Below are 17448 nucleotides of genomic sequence, written 5' to 3' on the forward strand. Positions count from 1 at the left end.
CGGGGGGGGGGGGGGGGGGTGTGGGGGGGTGGGGGGGCGGCGGGGGGGGGGGGGGGGCCCCCCCCCGCCCCCCCGGCGGGGGGGGGGGGGGGGCGGGCCCCCCCCGGGGGGGGGGGCGCCACGGCGGGTGCGTTTGCTCACGCGGTGTCCTTGGTGAGGCGGGGCCAGGCGGTTTCGCGCAGCAGGCGCAGGCCGTTGAGGCCGACGATGACGGTGGAGCCTTCGTGGCCGGCGACCCCGAGCGGGAGGGGGAGGTTTCCGATCAGGTCCCAGGCGACCAGGGCGGTGATGAACGCTCCGGCGATGACGAGGTTCTGGATGACCAGGCGGCGTGCGGTGCGGGAGAGCTGCACGACGGAGGGGATGGTGGCCAGTTCGTCGCGGACCACGACCGCGTCGGCGGTTTCCAGCGCGAGGTCGGAGCCTGCCTTGCCCATCGCGATTCCGGAGTGCGCGGCGGCCAGGGCGGGGGCGTCGTTGACGCCGTCACCGACGACCAGCACTTTGCGTCCCTGAGCTTCCCACTCCTTGACGGCGGCGGCCTTGTCCTCGGGCAGGAGCCCGGCGCGGACCTCGGTGATGCCGACCTCGGCGGCCAGGCGGCGGGCGGCGCGTTCGTTGTCGCCGGTGAGCAGGACGGGGGTGCGGCCGGTCAGGCGGGTGAGGGCGGCGACAGTGGCCGCCGCGTCCGATCGCAGTCGGTCCGCGATTCCCAGCACGCCCACCGGAACGCCGTCGCGGACGACGACGGCCGCGGTACGCCCGGCCTCCTCCAGTTCGGCCACCACCTCCTGGTACTGCTCGCCGGTGTCGGAGGCCAGGAGGTGGGCGGGCGCGCCGACGGTGACGGTGTGGCCGTTGATGGAGGCGGTGACGCCCTGCCCGGGGGTGGAGGTGAAGTCGTCGGCGTCGGCCAGGGCGAGATTCTGCTCGCGGGCGGCGGTAACGACGGCGCGGGCGAGCGGGTGCTCGCTGGGGTGTTCGGCGGAAGCGGCCAAAGTCAGGAGCGCGGTGTCGTCCAGGTCGCTGCCGGACAGCGGGCGAAGGTCCGTGACGTAGGGGACGCCTTCGGTGAGGGTGCCGGTCTTGTCCAGGGCGACGGTGTCGATCTCGCCGAGACGCTCCATCACGACGGCGGACTTCGCCAGCACGCCCCGGCGTCCGGCGTTGGCGATGGCGGACAGCAGCGGCGGCATCGTGGACAGCACCACCGCGCACGGCGAGGCCACGATCATGAAGGTCATCGCCCGCAGCAGGGCCGAATCGAGCGTGTCACCGAGGGCGAGCGGGATACCGAAGACGGCGAGGGTCGCGATGACCATGCCGATCGAGTACCGCTGCTCGATCTTCTCGATGAACAACTGGGTGGGCGCCTTGGTCTCGGAGGCTTCCTCGACCATCTTCACGATCCGGGCGATCACCGAGTCCGACGGATCGCGCTCCACACGCACCCGCAGGGCCCCGGTGCCGTTGACCGTAGCGGCGAACACCTCGTCCCCCGTCTGCTTGGCGACCGGCAGCGGCTCGCCCGTGATGGTGGCCTGGTCGACGTCACTGGCCCCGTCGATCACCTGCCCGTCCGCACCGACCCGCTCTCCGGGCCGGACCAGGATGGTGTCCCCGACCGCCAGGCGTCCGGTGTCCACCGTCTCCTCGGTGCCGTCCGGCAGGAGCCGGGTCGCCTTGGTGGGGGCGAGGTCGAGCAGGCCACGCACGGAGTCTGCGGTCCGGGCGGTGGCGACGGCTTCCAGGGCGCCGGAGGTGGCGAAGATAACGATTAGCAGTGCACCGTCGAGGACCTGGCCGATCGCGGCGGCCCCGAGCGCGGCCACCACCATCAACAGGTCCACGTCCAGCGTCCTGTCCTTCAGGGCCTTCAGCCCCTCCCACCCCGGCTCCCACCCGCCGGTGACGTACGTGGCGGCGAACAGCGTCCCCCACAGCCAGCCGGGACCGTCCAGCAGGTAGACGGGCAGGGACAGCAGGAACAGCACCAGAGAAGCGAGCGCCCACCGGGCCTCCGGCAACGCGAGCAGTCGGGTACGGCGGCGGGGAGGGGCCGGGCGGGGGCCGCCGGTGGGCGGCGCGGACCGCTGGTCCAGAACGGAAGACATGACAAAACAACCCTTCACGGGCGGGACGACGCAATGCCTCCACCGTACAGGAACACATGAACAGGTCTTCACTTGTCGTCGATATGATGGGGCTATGGGCCATGGACGCGATACCACCAGTAGCGGCAACACCCGCGAACGCCTCGACGCGGTGGGCGCCTCCGACGTTGCCGCCACTCTCCAGGCCCTCGCCACACCCTCCCGGCTCTACATCCTGGCCCGGCTCCAGGAAGGCCCCTGCTCGGTCGGCGACCTCGCCGAAGCGGTCGGCATGGAGAACTCGGCCTGCTCCCACCAGCTCCGCCTACTGCGCAACCTTGGCCTGGTTACCGGCGAACGCCAGGGCCGCAGCATCGTCTACTCCCTCTACGACAACCACGTCGCCGAACTCCTCGACCAGGCCCTCTACCACGTCGAACACCTGCGTCTCGGACTGCACGACACGTCCGCCGCCGAATCCGCCGTCACTGCCGGCCACTGACGAGGGCACCTGCATCCACCGGTGAATTGCCCGGCCCACCCCGAACGTCCGCCGCTCCCCGGGGTGGGTACCGTCGGCACCCGTGCGGCGAGGCCGTGCGGCACGCGCCTTGCAAAAGGCCGACATCAGGCCAGCTGCCCAGCGCAACGGTCGCGCATTCTCCGTGAGTGCCTTGGCGCGGGTTCATCCTCGATGGTCCGGGACATGGGCGGTGACGTTGCGCGTCGATCCGCGTGGCCGGTTGCCCTTGGAATCGAACATCCGATCTAATAGTTGCTATGCGCCCGTACGACTTTCCATCCGACCTCCTACGTGACCAGACCGCCTGGTACAGCACCTACCGGCAGCTCGCGGATGATGCCCCGGCTGCCAGCCCGACCGAAGGCCGCCGCCGTCTACTGGAGCTGTCGGCCCGCATCGCCGGCCACCCGTTCTGGAGAGGGCCAGCCGGAACCCCGGCTGCCCGGATGGAGCTGAAGGAACTGGCTCAGCGCAGCGTCCGCAGCGCGACCCCGGCCGTCCGGCGGGCAGGGTGATCGATGGACAGCGCGAGCAATGGCCGGTCGGGGATACGGACTTCCTTGTGGAGCGCATGCGTAGCGCGCCGATCGTCGTCCATCGCCCCTCGGCGGTGGGCGGCCGACGAGTCACGGTTCACCGCCGAGGCCGTGACGAGATCCTGGGCACCGCCTACTCCGATTACGACCTGGTCGTTTTCCTCGAAGCGCTCGGCATTTCTGACCCCGACAGAATCCTGAACGATCCGAAGTGGCTGGAGTGGTGGACGGCACAGGCCGCCTGTGGACCACCCCGCCCGACGAGCGCTGAATCGGTTCCGTACGAGGGCACCGTCTGCGTGGGTTCGCGCGCCACACCACCCGCACCGGCTGGGGCGCGCCATCGGGCGAGTTGGTCGCCGAGAGCGCGTGCAGCAGTTGTGAGACCCTGACAAGCGCGTCGGACGGAGGGCCCACATCGGTTCGGGTCGTCTCACGCGCGCGAGTGAATGGTCAATGAAAACCGCCCGGAGGGGCGCTCCGGTGGACAGTCGGTGGACAGACGCCTTTGGACGAGCCAATACGAGGCCGCACGCGGAAGACCGGCGCATGTGGTCTGATCTGGGAAAACGTCATCAGGAAGCATCGTGCGGCACCACCCGGCACGATCGCTCTCGGTCTCGTAATGCGTAGGTCTCGGGTTCGAATCCCGAAGGCGGCTCTGTGGAAGCCTCAGGACTCACTCGCCGTGACCTGGGGCTTTTGCTTTTTCTGTTTCCTTGGCCCTTCCCTCGGGTTTTCCTCTGCTGCCCGGTGTTGTTCGCCGCGACGATCGGGCGCCGCGACGATCAGGCGTTGTGACGGTCAGGCGTTCGGTGGTGCGAACAGCGGCTGGACGGTTTCGGTGGCCAGGTCGCGCAGCCAGGTGTGGGCGAGGTCGTTGTCGTAGCGCTGGTGCCACAGCAAGTACAGCGGGACGTCGGGCAACCGGAGTGGCGGTGGCAGCGTGACCAGGCCGAGCAGGTCCCTGGCCGTGCGGGTGACCGCGTCGGGAAGGGTGACCACCAGGTCGCTGCCGAGCGCGAGTTGCAGCGCGAAGGCGGCGGTGGGGCCGGCGGCGACGACGCGTCGTTCGAGGCCGTGCGCGGTCAGGGCGTCGTCGATCGGGTCACGCAGGCTTCCGCGCCGCGAAACGGTGAGGTGTTCGGCGGCCGCGTAGCGTTCAGGGCTCAGCGGGGCCTCGGTGAGCGGGTGGCCCGGCCGGACAGCGACGACCAGCTGGTCCGTGCCGATGAGGCGGTGCCGGATGTCGGGGGACGTCGGGCGGCCGGAGCTGGATTCGAGGTCGACCTCGCCCCGGCGCAGCTCGGGGGTGTCCGTGCCGGGTTCGGCGGACAGGCGCAGCCGGACGCCGGGGGCCCGGTGGTGCACGGCCGCGGTCAGGGTGGTGCCGCAGGCCGTGGTCAGGGTGTCGTGCCAGCGCACGGTGAACACCCTGTCCAGGGTGGCCAGGTCGAGTTCCTGCCGCGCGGACAGAAGGCGGTGGGCCTGCTGCACGAGGGTGTGGACCTCGGCGCGCATGGCCAGTGCGCGGGTGGTGGGGACCATGCTGCGGCCGGTGCGGACCAGGATCTGGTCGCCGGTGGCCTTGCGGATGCGGCCCAGGGAGCGGCTCATCGCGGGCGCGGTGACATGGAGGCGGGCCGCGGCGCCGGCGACACTGCCCTCTTCCAGCAGCGCGTCCAGGGCCGTGAGCAGGTTCAGATCCAGTTGCATGACAGTAACTCTACGAGTGAAAAGCATGCACTTGTCGCTAATCATCGGGCGGCCTACCTTCGGAGTGCGGGCGGGCGACGAACCGCCCCGCATCACCCGAACCCGAGGAGCCCGCCATGGGCACAGCCATGCCTTTCGACGCCGGCGCGACGCTCATGTCCCGTACGGCAGCCGCCGTGGAGACCGCCGGCCTCACGCTGCGCGACCGGTACGCCCCGCACGCCCGGGGCGTGAGTCGGAACGAGGTGGTCGATGAGATCCACGCCAACGACGACGCCGTGCTGGACGTGCTGCGGGAGCCGCTGCTGCGGGCCCGGCGCGGATCGCGGTGGGCCGAGGACGAACTGGCCGGGGGCGCGCTCCCGGTCGGGGAGTGGTGGGTCGTGGACCCCGCCGAGGGCAACATCAACCACGTCCACGCCCTGCCGGAGTGGGCCGTCACCGCCACCCTGGTCCGCGACAACCGGCCGGTGCTCACCGTTGTCCACCTGCCGCTGACCGGCGACACGTACACCGCAGTCGCCGGCGGCGGTGCCCGCCTCAACGGCCTGCCGCTGAAGGTGTCCGCCAAGACCGACCTGGGTGCCGCCCTCGTCGGTACCGGTCAGGCCAGGCCCGGCGAGGGCGAGCGCACCTTCCGGCGGATCGGCGACTCCGTCACCGCCATGCTCGTCCACGGTCTCGTGGTGCACGTGTCGGTTCCCGCCACGATGCAGCTCATCCATGTCGCCGCCGGCCGCACGGACGCGTTCTGGCAGTTCTCCGACGTCCGCTCCGGGCTGGTCGCCGGTGCCCTGCTGGTCTCCGAGGCCGGAGGCGCCGTCACCGACCTGGCGGGCGAACCCTGGACTGCGGGCAGCCGCGACTTCCTCGCCGCCGCCCCCGGCATCCACGCCGCCGCTCTCGAGGTCCTCGCGCCGATCGCCTGACCGGTCACCCGCCCTGCCACCTCCACCAGCCCCGCCCGACACCGCAAGGAGCTTCACCTCATGACCAGCATCGGCATCCTGGGCGCCGGCCGCGTCGGCGGCAGCCTCGCCCGCAAACTCTCCGCAGCCGGACACCACGTCACCCTCGGTGTCCGGAGCCTCGATCCCGCCACCGCCGGTACTGCCGTCGATCCCGCCGCCGGTACTGCTGGGGGCGACACCCGGATTGCCCTGTCCGACCAGCGCACCGTCGCCCGCGACGCGGACATCGTGATCAACGCGACGCCCGGCGACAGCGCCCTCTGCCGTCTCGCGGACCTGCGCACCGAGCTCGCCGGGAAGATCCTCGTCGACGTCTCCAACGCCACCCGAGAGACCGGCGACGGCCTGCCCGGCGAGCTGTGCTATCCCGGCAGCAGCCTCGCCGAGAAGCTCCAGGCCGCGCTCCCCGGCACCCGTGTGGTCAAGACCCTCAACACCATGTTGTTCATGGTCATGACCGCACCCGAAATCCTGGCAACCCCGCCGACCGCCTATGTCTCGGGCGACGACGAGGCGGCGAAGCAGGCCGTCACCGGCCTGCTCAGTGACCTGGGCTGGCAGTCCGCGTGGATCGAGAACCTCGGTGGCATCACCACGGCCCGCGCCACCGAGGCCATGATCCTGGTCGTGCCCCACGTTCTGCGCCGAAACGGCTTCGAGCCCTTCGCCGTCTCCCTCGCCCGCTGACGGCCGAGGCCATGAAAGGGAGGGGCGTGTGAAGGGGTGGGGGAGGGGCGCGGACGGGCCGGTCGGTGTGGGGTCTCACCTGGTACATTGCAATGCATGGAACCGGGTGGGGTGAGCCGTCGGCCCTCGGGCGGGGCGGAGTTCACCGCGATCCGGCCCGGTTCCCGTGGGGCCGTCGACCACTCCTCACGCCGGGCACGGGGCTCGGTGAGCACCAGGAAGGGCACACTCTTGAAGACCGATGAATCACTGGTGCGGGACTACCTCGCGGCAGTCGAACGCGAGACGTCGACGCTGCCGCCCGCGGCCCGCCAGGAACTCATCGCCGACCTCGGCGAACACATCGAGGTCGCGCTCGCCGAACGGCCCGGCAGTACCCGCGAGATCCTGCGCGAGGTGGGCGACCCCCGCGCGATCGCCGCGACGGCGTTCCAGGAGCTCGGCGGCGGCACCGCGGGAGCGAACGCCCGCAAGCCGGGCCGGCGCCGCTCCCCGGTGTGGCTGCCCCTGGTACTCCTGCTGGTCAGCACCGTCCTGCCCTACCTGGGCGGGAACGTGATCCTGGACTGGATAGCCCTCGCGGGCCTGGTCGGCGCCGTCGTGATCGTGTGCCGGGCCCGCTACTGGACGGTGGCCGAGAAATGGACCGGGGTGAGCCTGGCCTTTCTCGTCCCCCTCGTGATCAAGGTCGGCTGGTACGTCTTCGTCCTCCCCGATGACGGAAGCGCTGCGGACCCGGCGCTGCACTGGTCGGTCGTCGCCCTGATATTCATCGTGACGCTGGCCGGTGCCGGGTGGCTGTGGCGTACCAAGCGTCCGTGAACCGCCCGTGAACCGCCCGTGAACCGTCGTGAACCGACGTGAACTGCCGTGAACAAACGTGAACCGACGTGAACCGTCCCTGACGAGCGGCTAGGCCGAGCCGCCGTTGCTCTTCAGCAGTTGGCCGTTGACCCACTGGCCCTGCGGCGAGCAGAGGAAGTCGACCAGGTGCGCGGTGTCCCGAGGGGTTCCGAGCCGGCCGAGCGGGGTGCCCCGGAGGCAGGACTCCGCGACCTCCTCGTTCATCCAGCCGGTGTCCACCGGACCGGGGTTGATGACGTTGGCCGTCACGCCCAGGTGCGCCAGTTCGTGCGCGGCGGCCAGGGTGATGCGGTCCAGGGCGCCCTTGCTCGCGCCGTACGGGAGGTTGCCGACGGTGTGGTCGCTGGTCAGGGCCACGATCCGGCCGGTCCCGGCCGGGGCGCGGAAGCGCAGCCCGTACTCCCGGATCAGCAGCCAACTGGCGCGGGAGTTCACGGCGAAGTGCCGGTCGAAGCTCTCGACCGTGGTGTCGAGGAGACCGGAGTCGACCGACTCCGCATGGCTCAGCACGAGCGCGGTGACCGGTCCGATGGTGCGTTCGGCCTCGTCGAAGATCCGGGCCGGGGCATCGGGATCGACGAGGTCCGCCTCGATCGCCGCGGTGCGCGCGCCCTGTTCGGCGAGGGATGCGGCGATCGTCGTGGCCGCCCCCTGTTCTTCGCCCCAGGTCATGCGCCTGTCGTAGGGGGTCCAGTAGCTGAACGCGATGTCCCAGCCGGAGGCGGCCAGTCGGTGGGCGATGCCCGCGCCGATGCCTGCCGTCCGGCCGACGCCGGTGATCAGCGCGAGGGGGCGGGGCGAGGTGGCTCGGGGGGATCGCGGGGAGGGCTGGGGCTGCTGCGCGGCTGTCGTCACAGGGCGGGATCCTTCTCGACGGCCGTACTCCCCGCAACAGCATTTGGAGCCCGTCGGTATCCGGCCACCGATCGTGGCCTCTCGTTCCTCACGGGGCCCGTACCGGCAGCGCGGAGTTCAGCGGCGGCGGCCGAAGCCCGTCCCGCTAGCCCCGCAGGTACGCCAGTACCGCCAGCACCCGGCGGTTCGTGGTGTCGTCCAGCGACAGGTCCAGCTTGGCGAGGATGCTGCCGAAGTGCTTGCTGACCGTGCCCTCGCTGACCGTCATCGCCGCGGCGACGGACGCGTTGGACTTGCCCTCCGCCATCAGGGCCAGCACCTCCTGCTCGCGGGCGGTCAGCCGCGACAGCGGGTCCCTGCGGTGCCGGATCAGCTGGCGGACGACCTCGGGGTCCACCACCGTGTCACCGGCGCCGACCCGGTGCAGGGCGTCGACGAACTCCTCGACGTGGCCGATCCGTTCCTTGAGCAGATAGCCGACGCCCCTGCCGTCCGCGGAGTCGAGCAGATCCTCCGCGTAGGTGCGCTGGACGTACTGGCTGAGTACGAGGACGGGCAGGTCCGGCTGCCGGGTGCGCAGTTCGATCGCGGCGCGCAGCCCCTCGTCGGAGAAGCCGGGGGGCATCCGTACATCGGTGACGACGATGTCCGGGCGGTGTTCGGTGACGGCGGCGATCAGCTCGCCGGCCGTTCCGGCGCCCGCCACCACCTGGTGCCCGAATCGTTCCAGCAGGCCGACCAGTCCCTCCCGCAGGAGCACGCTGTCCTCGGCCAGTACGATCCGCACGATCAGGTCCTTTTGTTCGCGGGCGGGGCGGGGACCTCCAGGCGGAACACCGTGGGCCCGCCGGGCGGACTGGACAGTAGCAGGTGGCCGCCGAGCACCGAGAGACGGTCGGCCACCCCCTCAAGTCCCGTTCCGTCGCTGGTCACGGCCCCGCCCGAACCGTCGTCGGTGACCTCCACCACGAGCCGTCCCCGCTCCGCCCGGCCGGTCACCCGGGCCCGGCTCGCCCCGCTGTGCCTGGCCACGTTGGCCAGCGCCTCGCAGACCGCGAAGTAGACCCCCGTCTCGACGGCTTCGAGCAGCCGGTCCGGCAGATCGAGGTCCACGTCCACCGGGACCACCGAGCGGTCCGCGACGTCCTCCACGGCGGCCCGCAGACCCCGGTCGGTGAGGACCTGGGGGTGGATGCCCCGGATCAGCTCCCTGATCTCCACCAGGGCGACCCCGGCCTCCTCGTGGGCCTTGGCCAGCAGACCGGCCAGCGGCTGCGCCGGGCTCTCCAGCCGGGCCAGGCCGAGCGTCATCGAGAGGGCGACGAGACGTTGCTGTGCACCGTCGTGCAGATCGCGTTCGATCCGGCGGCGCTCCGCCTCGAAGGCGTCCACCAGCCGCATCCGGGAGCGGCCCAGCTCCTGGAGCTGGCAGTCGAGCCCGGCCTCCGGCGGCGAGAGCAACTGCCGGGTCAGCAGCGCCCGTCCGGCCGCCAGCAGCCCCAGCGGATACGCGAACAGCGGCAGCAGGACCGCCCCGGCGAGCAGCGCCGCGAAGGCGGGCGGGTAGGAGTGGACGAGCCAGATCTTGAGCACCCGGGCCTCCTCGCCGCCGCTGGCCGCCAGCATCACGGGCGCCGCGATCAGGCCGCCGCAGACCGTGAGGGCGGTCCCCACGGCCAGCGCCTCCAGCGGCCACAGCACCAGGGCGAACAACAGCGCGTACCCCAACTCCCGCCAGGTGGCCCGCTCCTGGAGACGAGTGCGCAGCCAGGACGACAGTCCGGTGCCGTCCGGCTCGCGGTGGGCCGGGGCGAGGGGCCGGGGGTCGACCAGGCCCAGCCTCCGGCGTTCCAGCGCGGCCAGCGGGATGCCCGCGAGCACCAGGGTCAGCAGCAGCGGGATGCCGATCAGGACCACCGTGAGCGCACCGCCCGCGACCGCCAGCAGGAGCAGGACGGTGAGCGTCGCGATGCCGAGGGGCACGCTCGTCAGCAGATAGAGCGCGGCCCGCCAGGGCCACCCGCCGCGTACGTAGTGGCGCTGCCGCAGTGCCTGCCACAGGCCGGGGGAGGAGGACATGAGGGGAACGGTAGGACGCGCCCGCGGAGCCGGACCACCCGGCGGACTCGACTCCGGTGGTGGAGCTGCCTCCACCACCGGAGCCGGACCACCCGGCGGACTCGACCCCCGTGGTGGAGCTGCCTCCACCACCGGAGCCGGACCACCCGGCGGACTCGACCCCCGTGGTGGAGCTGCCTCCACCACGGGGACTCCCTCTCGCTGCGATGTGCCGCACGGGCGGAGGCGGTTGGCTCGTACCCATGAATGAAGCAGCTGTCCGACTCCGCTCGGTCACCCGGTCCTACGGCAGGAAGTCCGGCGCGGTCACCGCGCTGGACGGAGTGAGCCTGGACATCCCGCGGGGCACCTTCACCGCCGTCATGGGCCCGTCCGGCTCCGGCAAGTCCACCTTGCTCCAGTGCACCGCCGGCCTCGACCGGCCGACCGGCGGCCGGGTGTTCCTCGGTGACACCGAACTGACCGGGCTCAGCGAGCGGAGGCTGACGCTGCTGCGCCGCAGCCGTATCGGCTTCGTCTTCCAGGCGTTCAACCTGCTGCCCTCCCTCACCGCCGAACAGAACGTGGCGCTTCCGCTGCGGCTGGCCGGCCGCAGCCCGAGGCGCGCCGAAGTCCTCGACGTGCTGGAGCGGGTGGGGCTGCGCGAACGGGCGGGCCACCGGCCCGGTGAGCTGTCCGGCGGGCAGCAGCAGCGGGTGGCCCTGGCCCGCGCCCTGGTCACCCGCCCCGACGTGCTCTTCGGTGACGAGCCCACGGGCGCGCTCGACTCCACCACCGGACGGGAGGTGCTCACGATGCTGCGCACCATGGTCGACGGCGGCCAGACCGTGATCATGGTGACGCACGACCCGGTCGCGGCCTCCTGCGCCGACCGGGTGCTGTTCCTCGCCGACGGCCGGGTGCAGGGCGAACTGCACGCCCCGGCCGCCGAGGAGATCGCCGCGCGTATGACGAGGATGGCGGCGGTCCCGTGCTGAGTCTCGTGCTCCAGGGCATCCGGACCCGCTGGGTCACCTTCGCCGGCTCCTTCGTCGCGCTGGCCCTCGGCGTGGGGATCGTCGCCACCACCGGGATGGCGCTCGCGGCGACGTTCGACGCCCCGCACCGGGGCCCGGAGCGGTTCGCCGCCGCCCCCGTCCTGGTCCGGGGCGAGGACCGGCTGCGGGTGGACACCCAGATCGGCGTCCGGACGCAGAAGCTCACCGACCCCCGGCCGGTCCCCGCGGAACTCGCCGCCGCGCTCGCCCGGCTCGGCCGTACGGCACAGGACCGCACGTTCCCCGTCTCGGCCGGGAACACCGTCCTGGACGGTGGCGGACACAGCAATGCCGCCAATGGTGGCGGCGGACACCGCGGCGGTGGCGAGCGCCCGGAGATCGTCGGGCACCCCTGGCCGGTCGCGGCCGCCACCCCCTACCGGCTCACCTCCGGACGGGCCCCGGCCGCAGCCGGCGAGGTCGTCGTGACGGCGGGCGACGACTCCGGTGTGCGTACGGGGGACCGGATCACCGTCACCACCCCGGCGGGCAGCGGCAGCAGGACCGTGGTCGGTACGGTGCGCCCGGCGGGCTTCGAGAGCGCGGTGTTCTTCACCGCGGCCGAGGCCGCCAGGATCTCCCCCGGCATCGACGCCGTGGTGGTGCACGCGGATCCGGCGGCGGTGCGCGCGGTCGTGGGCGAGGACTCCGGCCTGGCCGTCCTCACCGGCGACGACCGGCGCCGGGCCGACCCCGATCCGGACCGGGACGCCGAGGCCCTGGTCTCGGTCAACGCCCTGCTGGGCACGGCCGCGGGCATCACCGCGTTCGTCTCCGTCTCCGTGGTCGCCTCGACGTTCTCCTACGGGGTGGCCCAGCGCCGCCGCGAGTTCGGCCTGCTGCGCACGGCGGGCGCCACGCCCGGCCAGGTGCGCCGGCTGGTGTACGCGGAAGCCGTCCTCGTCGGCGTACTCGCGTCGGCCGCGGGCTGCCGGCTCGGTCTGCTCGGGGCGCCCCGGCTCGCCTCCTGGATGGCCGGCGAGGGCATCGCGCCCCGCTGGTTCGCGATCGGTGACCAGAGCTGGCCGCTGCACACCGCCTTCTGGACCGGACTGGCCGTGGCCCTGGCCGGAGCGGTCACCGCCGCGCACCGGGCGGGCCGGACCGGGCCGGTCGAGGCGCTGCGCGAATCCGCCGTCGACAGCGCATCGATGCCGCTGAGCCGGGTGCTGCTGGGCGCGGCCGTACTGCTGACCGGGGCCGTGGTGGTGGCCGTCGCGCTCGTGCAGGACCCCGGCGGGGTCCTCAGGCGCAAGACGTACCTCACCCAGCCGATGCTGCTGATCGTCGGGCTCGCCCTGTTCGCACCCGTGCTGGTCCGTCCCGTCACCCGGTTCCTCACCTGGCTGCCGGCCCGACTGCCCGGCGCCACCGGCGTACTGGCCAGGGAGAACGCCTCCGCCGGGCTGCGCCGGACGGCCGCCGTCGCCGCCCCCGTGCTCGTCACCGTCGCCCTGGCCGCGTCGCTCATGGGCACGACGGCCACCATCGACGCGGCCAGGGCCGCCGAGGCGCGCGCCCAGGTCACCGCCGACTTCGTGGTCCCGGCGGACGGCGAACACGCCCCGCTCTCCCCGCGGTTCGTCGAGCGGGCCCGGCACATTCCCGGCGCCGCGGTCAGCGCCTCGCGCTCCACCTCCGTGACCGTGCTCGAAGAGGGCACGGCGCTCGTCCGCTCCGAGGCCAGGGCGGTGGACCCGGCGGACGCGGCGGCGGTGTCCGCGCTGCCGGTGGTGGCGGGCCGGTTCGCCGACCTCGACGACGGCGGCATCGTCGTCAACGAGGAGTGGCTGACCACGACGATCGGCGAGCGCGTCGGCGTCTGGCTGGGCGACGGCCGCAAGGTCACCCTGCGGGTCGTGGCCGTGCTCTCCACCGGTACGGGCAACAACGGCGTCTACCTCACCCCGCACAACGCCGCCGGGGCCGGGATCGACCGGATCGACGTCGGGGTCCGGGGCGGCACGGACCGGTCGGCCGTGGCGGAAGCGCTGTACGCGGCCGGCCGGGCGACCGGCACCGACGTACTGACCACGGCGCAGTGGGTGAGGGCCGGCCACCCTCCCACCGGCGGCAGTACCCGGCTCGGGCTGCTGATGATCCTGGCGATCGCCCTGGTGTACACGGGGATCGCGCTGGCCAACACCCAGGTGATGGCCACCGCGGACCGGGTGCGGGACCTGGCGGTGCTCCGTCTCGCCGGGGCGACGAAGGCGCAGGTGCTGCGGGTGGTCGGGGCGGAGGCGCTGGCCGTGGTCGCGGTGGGCGCGGTGCTCGGCGCGGCCGTCGCCGCGCTGAACCTGCTCGGCGTACGGACCGCGCTCGGACTGCTCGGCGTCGGGTCCGGCGTCGTCGTCCCCTGGGCGGTCATCGGCCTCGTGGTGGTGGCGAGCGCGGCCCTGGCCGTGGTCTTCGCCGTGCTGCCCGCCCGGCTCGCGCTGCGCACCCGGCCGGTCGAACTGGCGGTCACGCGCGCGTGACCGGGGTTCCGCGGTGGGCCCGCGGACCGGGCCCACCGCGGCCGGATCTCATCCCGACAGCGCGGCGACCAGGTCCGACGCGTCGCCGATGAGGGCCACTTCGGCCGGGCTCATCGTCGGATTGGCGGCACGGCGGGCCGCCGCCGCGGCGAGGTGGCGGGCCGGGATGCCGTCGTCAACGGCGAGGAGGGGCATCAGGGTGTCCAGCAGCGCGCGGGCGCCCGCCGCTTCCGGGACCCGGGGATCGACCGCGACCTGGGCCAGGATCAGTGCGGACATGGCCCGGTCCAGGGCGGGCGGGCCCTCCTCGGTGCCGCTCCAGTCGATCACCACGGGGCCGTCGGCCGTCAGCATCACATTGCCCGGATGCAGGTCGAGGTGGAGGATCCGGTCCTCGGGATCCGCCGAGAGCCGGGCCGGGACGCTGTGCAGATCGGCGAGCAGGCCGGCCAGCATGGCGGAGCCCTCGTCCCCGCCGAGCGCACCGGAGACCAGCGACTCCAGCATCGTCGGACCGGTCAGGCGCTCCAGGACCAGATCGCCGGGACCTGCCGACACGGGCAGCGGACCGAGCCGGGGGACCGGGTAGCCGGAGGCCGAGAGGTAGGACATGACGGGCATCTCGCGGGTGGCGTCCAGCCCGACGCGGTAGCGCCGCAGGACCCACTCCTCATCCAGTTCGTATACGTCGGCGGAGCGTCCGGTGCCCAGCAGTTGGCCTATTCGCATGAGGGGAACCTACTCGCGCCGGTCGCGGGCGGGGAGACCGGGAGCGGGTGTTTCGCCGTATCGCCGCCGGTCACGGCTACCCCATAACGTGATGCGATGGGGTGGACGGGATCTCCTGGCGCCGGTTGCGCGCGGCTACGTTGTCGGCAATTCCCCCGCAATCAAGGAGAGTTACGTGGAGAGATCCATGCTCCGAAGACGTGCATCGGCCGTGTGCACCGCCACCGTGGCCGTCGGTGTGCTCGCCCTGGCCGGGCTGACCGGCACCGCGTCCGCCGACCCGTCCCCCGCGCCCGCCGCGCCCGTCGCCGGGGCGGAACAGCTCTCTCCCGGCCTGCTCAAGGCGATGGAGCGCGATCTCGGGCTCACCGCCGACCGGGCGCGCGCCAGGGTCGGTGCGGAGTCCCGCGCGGCAGCCGTGGCCGCCGGGCTGCGGCACTCGCTCGGTGCCGGATTCGCCGGGGCCCGGGTGAGCGGCGACGCGGCGGAACTGACCGTCGCCACCACCGACGCGGCGGACGCCGCCACGATCACCGAGGCCGGTGCGCGGCCCGTCGTCGTCGGCCACAGCCTGGCCGAACTCACCTCGGCCAAGGCCGCCCTCGACCGGGTGGCGCTGCACCGGGCGCCGGAGGACATACCCGTCTGGTACGTCGATGTGCGCACCAACCGCGTCGTCGTCGAGGCCGGCCGGGGCGCCGCCGCCGATACCTTCCTCGCGGCGGCCGGAGTGTCGCGGAAACTGGTGACAGTCAGTCAGGCAGTGGGTGTGCCGCGTACGTTCACGGATCTGCGGGGCGGTGACGCGTACTACATGAACGGCACGGGCCGCTGCTCCATCGGCTTCCCCGTCAAGCGCGGCACCCAGGGCGGCTTCGTCAGCGCCGGGCACTGCGGAACCCCGGGCGTCAGCACCAGCGGCTACAACCAGCAGGCCCAGGGCTCCTTCCAGGGCTCCACCTTCCCCGGCCGTGACTACTCCTGGGTCGCCGCGAACACCGGCTGGACCCCGCGGCCGCTGGTGAACGGGTACGGCAACGGCGATGTGACGGTCACCGGTTCCACCGAGGCGCTGGAGGGCTCGTCGGTCTGCCGCTCGGGCTCGACGACCGGCTGGCACTGCGGGACCGTCCAGCAGCGCAACAGCAGCGTCACCTACCAGGAGGGCACCGTCTCCGGAGTGACCCGCACCAACGTGTGCGCCGAACCCGGCGACTCCGGCGGCTCGTTCATCTCCGGCAGCCAGGCCCAGGGCGTCACCTCCGGCGGCACCGGCAACTGCTCGCAGGGCGGCACGACGTACTTCCAGCCGGTGAACCCGGCGCTCCAGGCGTACGGACTCACCCTGGTCACCAGCGGCACCCCGACCGACCCGACCGACCCCCCGACCGAACCCGGCGGGAGCTGGGCGGCCGGCACGGTGTACGCCGCGGGCGACGTGGTGACGTACGGCTCGGTCAGCTACCGCTGCCTCCAGGGGCACCAGGCCCAGGCCGGCTGGACGCCCGTGAACGTTCCCGCGCTGTGGCAGGCGCTGTAGCACCCGTACCGCGTTCCGAGCCCCTCCGGCGATCGAGGACCGGGGCCCGGGGCAGTGCCCCCGGGCCCCCACGCACCCGCACGTGCCCTTCCCCACCATCCCGAGGAGTCCGCCATGACCCCCGAACCCGTTGACCGCTTCTCCGAAGACCGGCGGATCAGCCGCAAGACACTGCTCAAGGCGGCCCTGGTGGCCACCGCGGTCCCGCTGTTCGCCGGGACCGGGGTGGCGCTGGCGCGCGACACCGGCTCCACCGCCCTGCCGCTCGCGCCGACACCGGACTGCGACGACGGCGACGAACCGACCCACGACCAGATCGAGGGCCCGTACTTCAAGCCCAACTCCCCGCTCCGCACCAGCCTGGTGACCTCCGGTACGCCCGGCGTCCGGCTGACCGTGAGCGGCTATGTCTTCGGCCGGTCCTGCGAACCCGTCGCCGGGGTACTGCTCGACTTCTGGCAGGCCGACACCAACGGCGCGTACGACATGAGCGGATTCGGCTTCCGCGGGCACCAGTTCACCGACGCCTCCGGTGCGTTCACCCTCTCCACCGTCGTGCCGGGGCTGTACCCCGGCCGCACCCGGCACATCCATGTGAAGGCCCAGGCGCCCGGCTCGGGAATCCTCACCACACAGCTCTACTTCCCGGGCGAGCCGCGGAACAACACCGACAGCATCTTCGACCCGGCGCTCCTGATGAACGTCCGGGCGGTCGGCTCCGCGAAGGAGGGGACCTTCGACTTCGTCCTCGACATCGCGCAGGACCCGACCGATCCGACCGATCCGACGGACCCGACCGATCCGGGCGGCAGCTGGGCGACGGGCACGCTCTACAGCGCGGGAGACCGCGTCACGTACGGCGGGGTCGCGTACCGCTGTCTGCAGGGGCACACCGCCCTGACCGGCTGGGAGCCGCCGAACGTCCCCGCGTTGTGGGAACGCGGGTAGACGAGCGGACCGGCGGGCACCACCGCCGCCGCGGGTGCCCCGGGCTCCTCCCCCGGGGCACCCGCCGTTCCCGGGCCGGACCGCTCCTCGGGCCGCCGTCGCGGGTGCGCGCGCAGTAGCCTGGAGGGACGGCAGGGGGATGGCGGGGGACGGCCCGAGGAGGTCAGAACGCATGGAGACCCTGATCACCGTGGTGGTAGTCATCGGCATGATCGCCGTGGTGGCGCTCGCGATCCATCTGCTCAACGGACGCAACCGCCACCGGCACCTGGCCGCCGCCGCTGTTCCCCGGAACCACGGGCTCACCGTGTTCCGCACCCCGTCCGCCGGCCGCCGTGGCGGCGGCACACCGCCTCCGGGGCCGCGTCCGCCGCACAGCCCCTGACCCTC

15 protein-coding genes are annotated in these 17448 nt (G+C 72.7%); 9 read left to right on the plus strand and 6 right to left on the minus strand.

What is annotated here, in order from left to right:
- Positions 1-137: 137 nt before the first annotated feature.
- The gene (locus ACIO3R_RS35885; RefSeq protein ID WP_402111209.1) at positions 138-2114 is read right to left on the minus strand and encodes a heavy metal translocating P-type ATPase; all 1977 of its coding nucleotides are present in this window, start codon (positions 2112-2114) and stop codon (positions 138-140) included.
- Positions 2115-2208: 94 nt separating this feature from the next.
- Here ACIO3R_RS35885 and ACIO3R_RS35890 point away from each other — a divergent pair, with 94 nt between their 5' ends.
- Positions 2209-2595 (plus strand): ArsR/SmtB family transcription factor, encoded by a 387-nt coding sequence (locus ACIO3R_RS35890; RefSeq protein WP_402111211.1) that lies wholly within the window; start codon positions 2209-2211, stop codon positions 2593-2595.
- 1361 nt (positions 2596-3956) lie between these two features.
- Here ACIO3R_RS35890 and ACIO3R_RS35895 read toward each other — a convergent pair.
- Complete coding sequence (locus ACIO3R_RS35895) at positions 3957-4868, minus strand: LysR family transcriptional regulator (protein WP_385030188.1); 912 nt, start codon at positions 4866-4868, stop codon at positions 3957-3959.
- 116 nt (positions 4869-4984) lie between these two features.
- On the opposite strand from ACIO3R_RS35895, the gene ACIO3R_RS35900 reads away from it, so the two are divergent.
- From ACIO3R_RS35900 to ACIO3R_RS35910, 3 genes are all read left to right on the plus strand, one after another.
- Complete coding sequence (locus tag ACIO3R_RS35900; RefSeq protein ID WP_402111213.1) at positions 4985-5797, plus strand: inositol monophosphatase family protein; 813 nt, start codon at positions 4985-4987, stop codon at positions 5795-5797.
- A 60-nt stretch (positions 5798-5857) separates the two neighbouring features.
- Positions 5858-6526 (plus strand): NADPH-dependent F420 reductase, encoded by a 669-nt coding sequence (locus ACIO3R_RS35905; protein ID WP_402111215.1) that lies wholly within the window; start codon positions 5858-5860, stop codon positions 6524-6526.
- A gap of 231 nt (positions 6527-6757) precedes the next feature.
- A complete protein-coding gene (locus ACIO3R_RS35910) occupies positions 6758-7348 on the plus strand; it encodes an HAAS signaling domain-containing protein (RefSeq protein ID WP_402111216.1) in 591 nt (196 codons plus the stop codon).
- 90 nt (positions 7349-7438) lie between these two features.
- Here the strand turns inward: ACIO3R_RS35910 and ACIO3R_RS35915 are convergent, their stop codons facing one another.
- The 3 genes from ACIO3R_RS35915 to ACIO3R_RS35925 all read right to left on the minus strand — a co-directional run bounded on the left by ACIO3R_RS35915 (position 7439) and on the right by ACIO3R_RS35925 (position 10324).
- Positions 7439-8245 carry an SDR family oxidoreductase gene (locus ACIO3R_RS35915; RefSeq protein ID WP_385030199.1) on the minus strand — a complete coding sequence of 269 codons (807 nt, stop codon included), beginning with the start codon at positions 8243-8245 and terminating at the stop codon, positions 7439-7441.
- A 145-nt stretch (positions 8246-8390) separates the two neighbouring features.
- Complete coding sequence (locus ACIO3R_RS35920; protein WP_402111279.1) at positions 8391-9035, minus strand: response regulator; 645 nt, start codon at positions 9033-9035, stop codon at positions 8391-8393.
- A complete protein-coding gene (locus ACIO3R_RS35925) occupies positions 9035-10324 on the minus strand; it encodes a sensor histidine kinase (protein WP_402111218.1) in 1290 nt (429 codons plus the stop codon). Before ACIO3R_RS35925 ends, ACIO3R_RS35920 begins: the two co-directional genes overlap by 1 nt.
- Before the next feature lie 242 nt (positions 10325-10566).
- On the opposite strand from ACIO3R_RS35925, the gene ACIO3R_RS35930 reads away from it, so the two are divergent.
- Entirely contained in the window at positions 10567-11301 is a 735-nt protein-coding gene (locus ACIO3R_RS35930; protein WP_385030204.1) for an ABC transporter ATP-binding protein, read from the plus strand.
- Positions 11295-13841, plus strand: coding sequence for an FtsX-like permease family protein (locus ACIO3R_RS35935; RefSeq protein WP_402111220.1), 2547 nt, complete (start codon positions 11295-11297; stop codon positions 13839-13841). Before ACIO3R_RS35930 ends, ACIO3R_RS35935 begins: the two co-directional genes overlap by 7 nt.
- 48 nt (positions 13842-13889) lie before the next feature.
- Here the strand turns inward: ACIO3R_RS35935 and ACIO3R_RS35940 are convergent, their stop codons facing one another.
- Entirely contained in the window at positions 13890-14570 is a 681-nt protein-coding gene (locus tag ACIO3R_RS35940) for a phosphotransferase (RefSeq protein ID WP_402111223.1), read from the minus strand.
- Positions 14571-14757: 187 nt separating this feature from the next.
- Here ACIO3R_RS35940 and ACIO3R_RS35945 point away from each other — a divergent pair, with 187 nt between their 5' ends.
- From ACIO3R_RS35945 to ACIO3R_RS35955, 3 genes are all read left to right on the plus strand, one after another.
- Positions 14758-16110 (plus strand): alpha-lytic protease prodomain-containing protein, encoded by a 1353-nt coding sequence (locus tag ACIO3R_RS35945; RefSeq protein ID WP_402111225.1) that lies wholly within the window; start codon positions 14758-14760, stop codon positions 16108-16110.
- Between the two features lie 114 nt (positions 16111-16224).
- Positions 16225-17058, plus strand: a complete 834-nt coding sequence (locus ACIO3R_RS35950) for a carbohydrate-binding protein (RefSeq protein ID WP_385030216.1) — start codon at positions 16225-16227, stop codon at positions 17056-17058.
- A 172-nt stretch (positions 17059-17230) separates the two neighbouring features.
- Positions 17231-17443 (plus strand): hypothetical protein, encoded by a 213-nt coding sequence (locus tag ACIO3R_RS35955; protein ID WP_385030219.1) that lies wholly within the window; start codon positions 17231-17233, stop codon positions 17441-17443.
- Positions 17444-17448: the final 5 nt, after the last annotated feature.

The organism is Streptomyces sp. NPDC087428 (assembly GCF_044744085.1).
Lineage (GTDB): Bacteria > Actinomycetota > Actinomycetes > Streptomycetales > Streptomycetaceae > Streptomyces.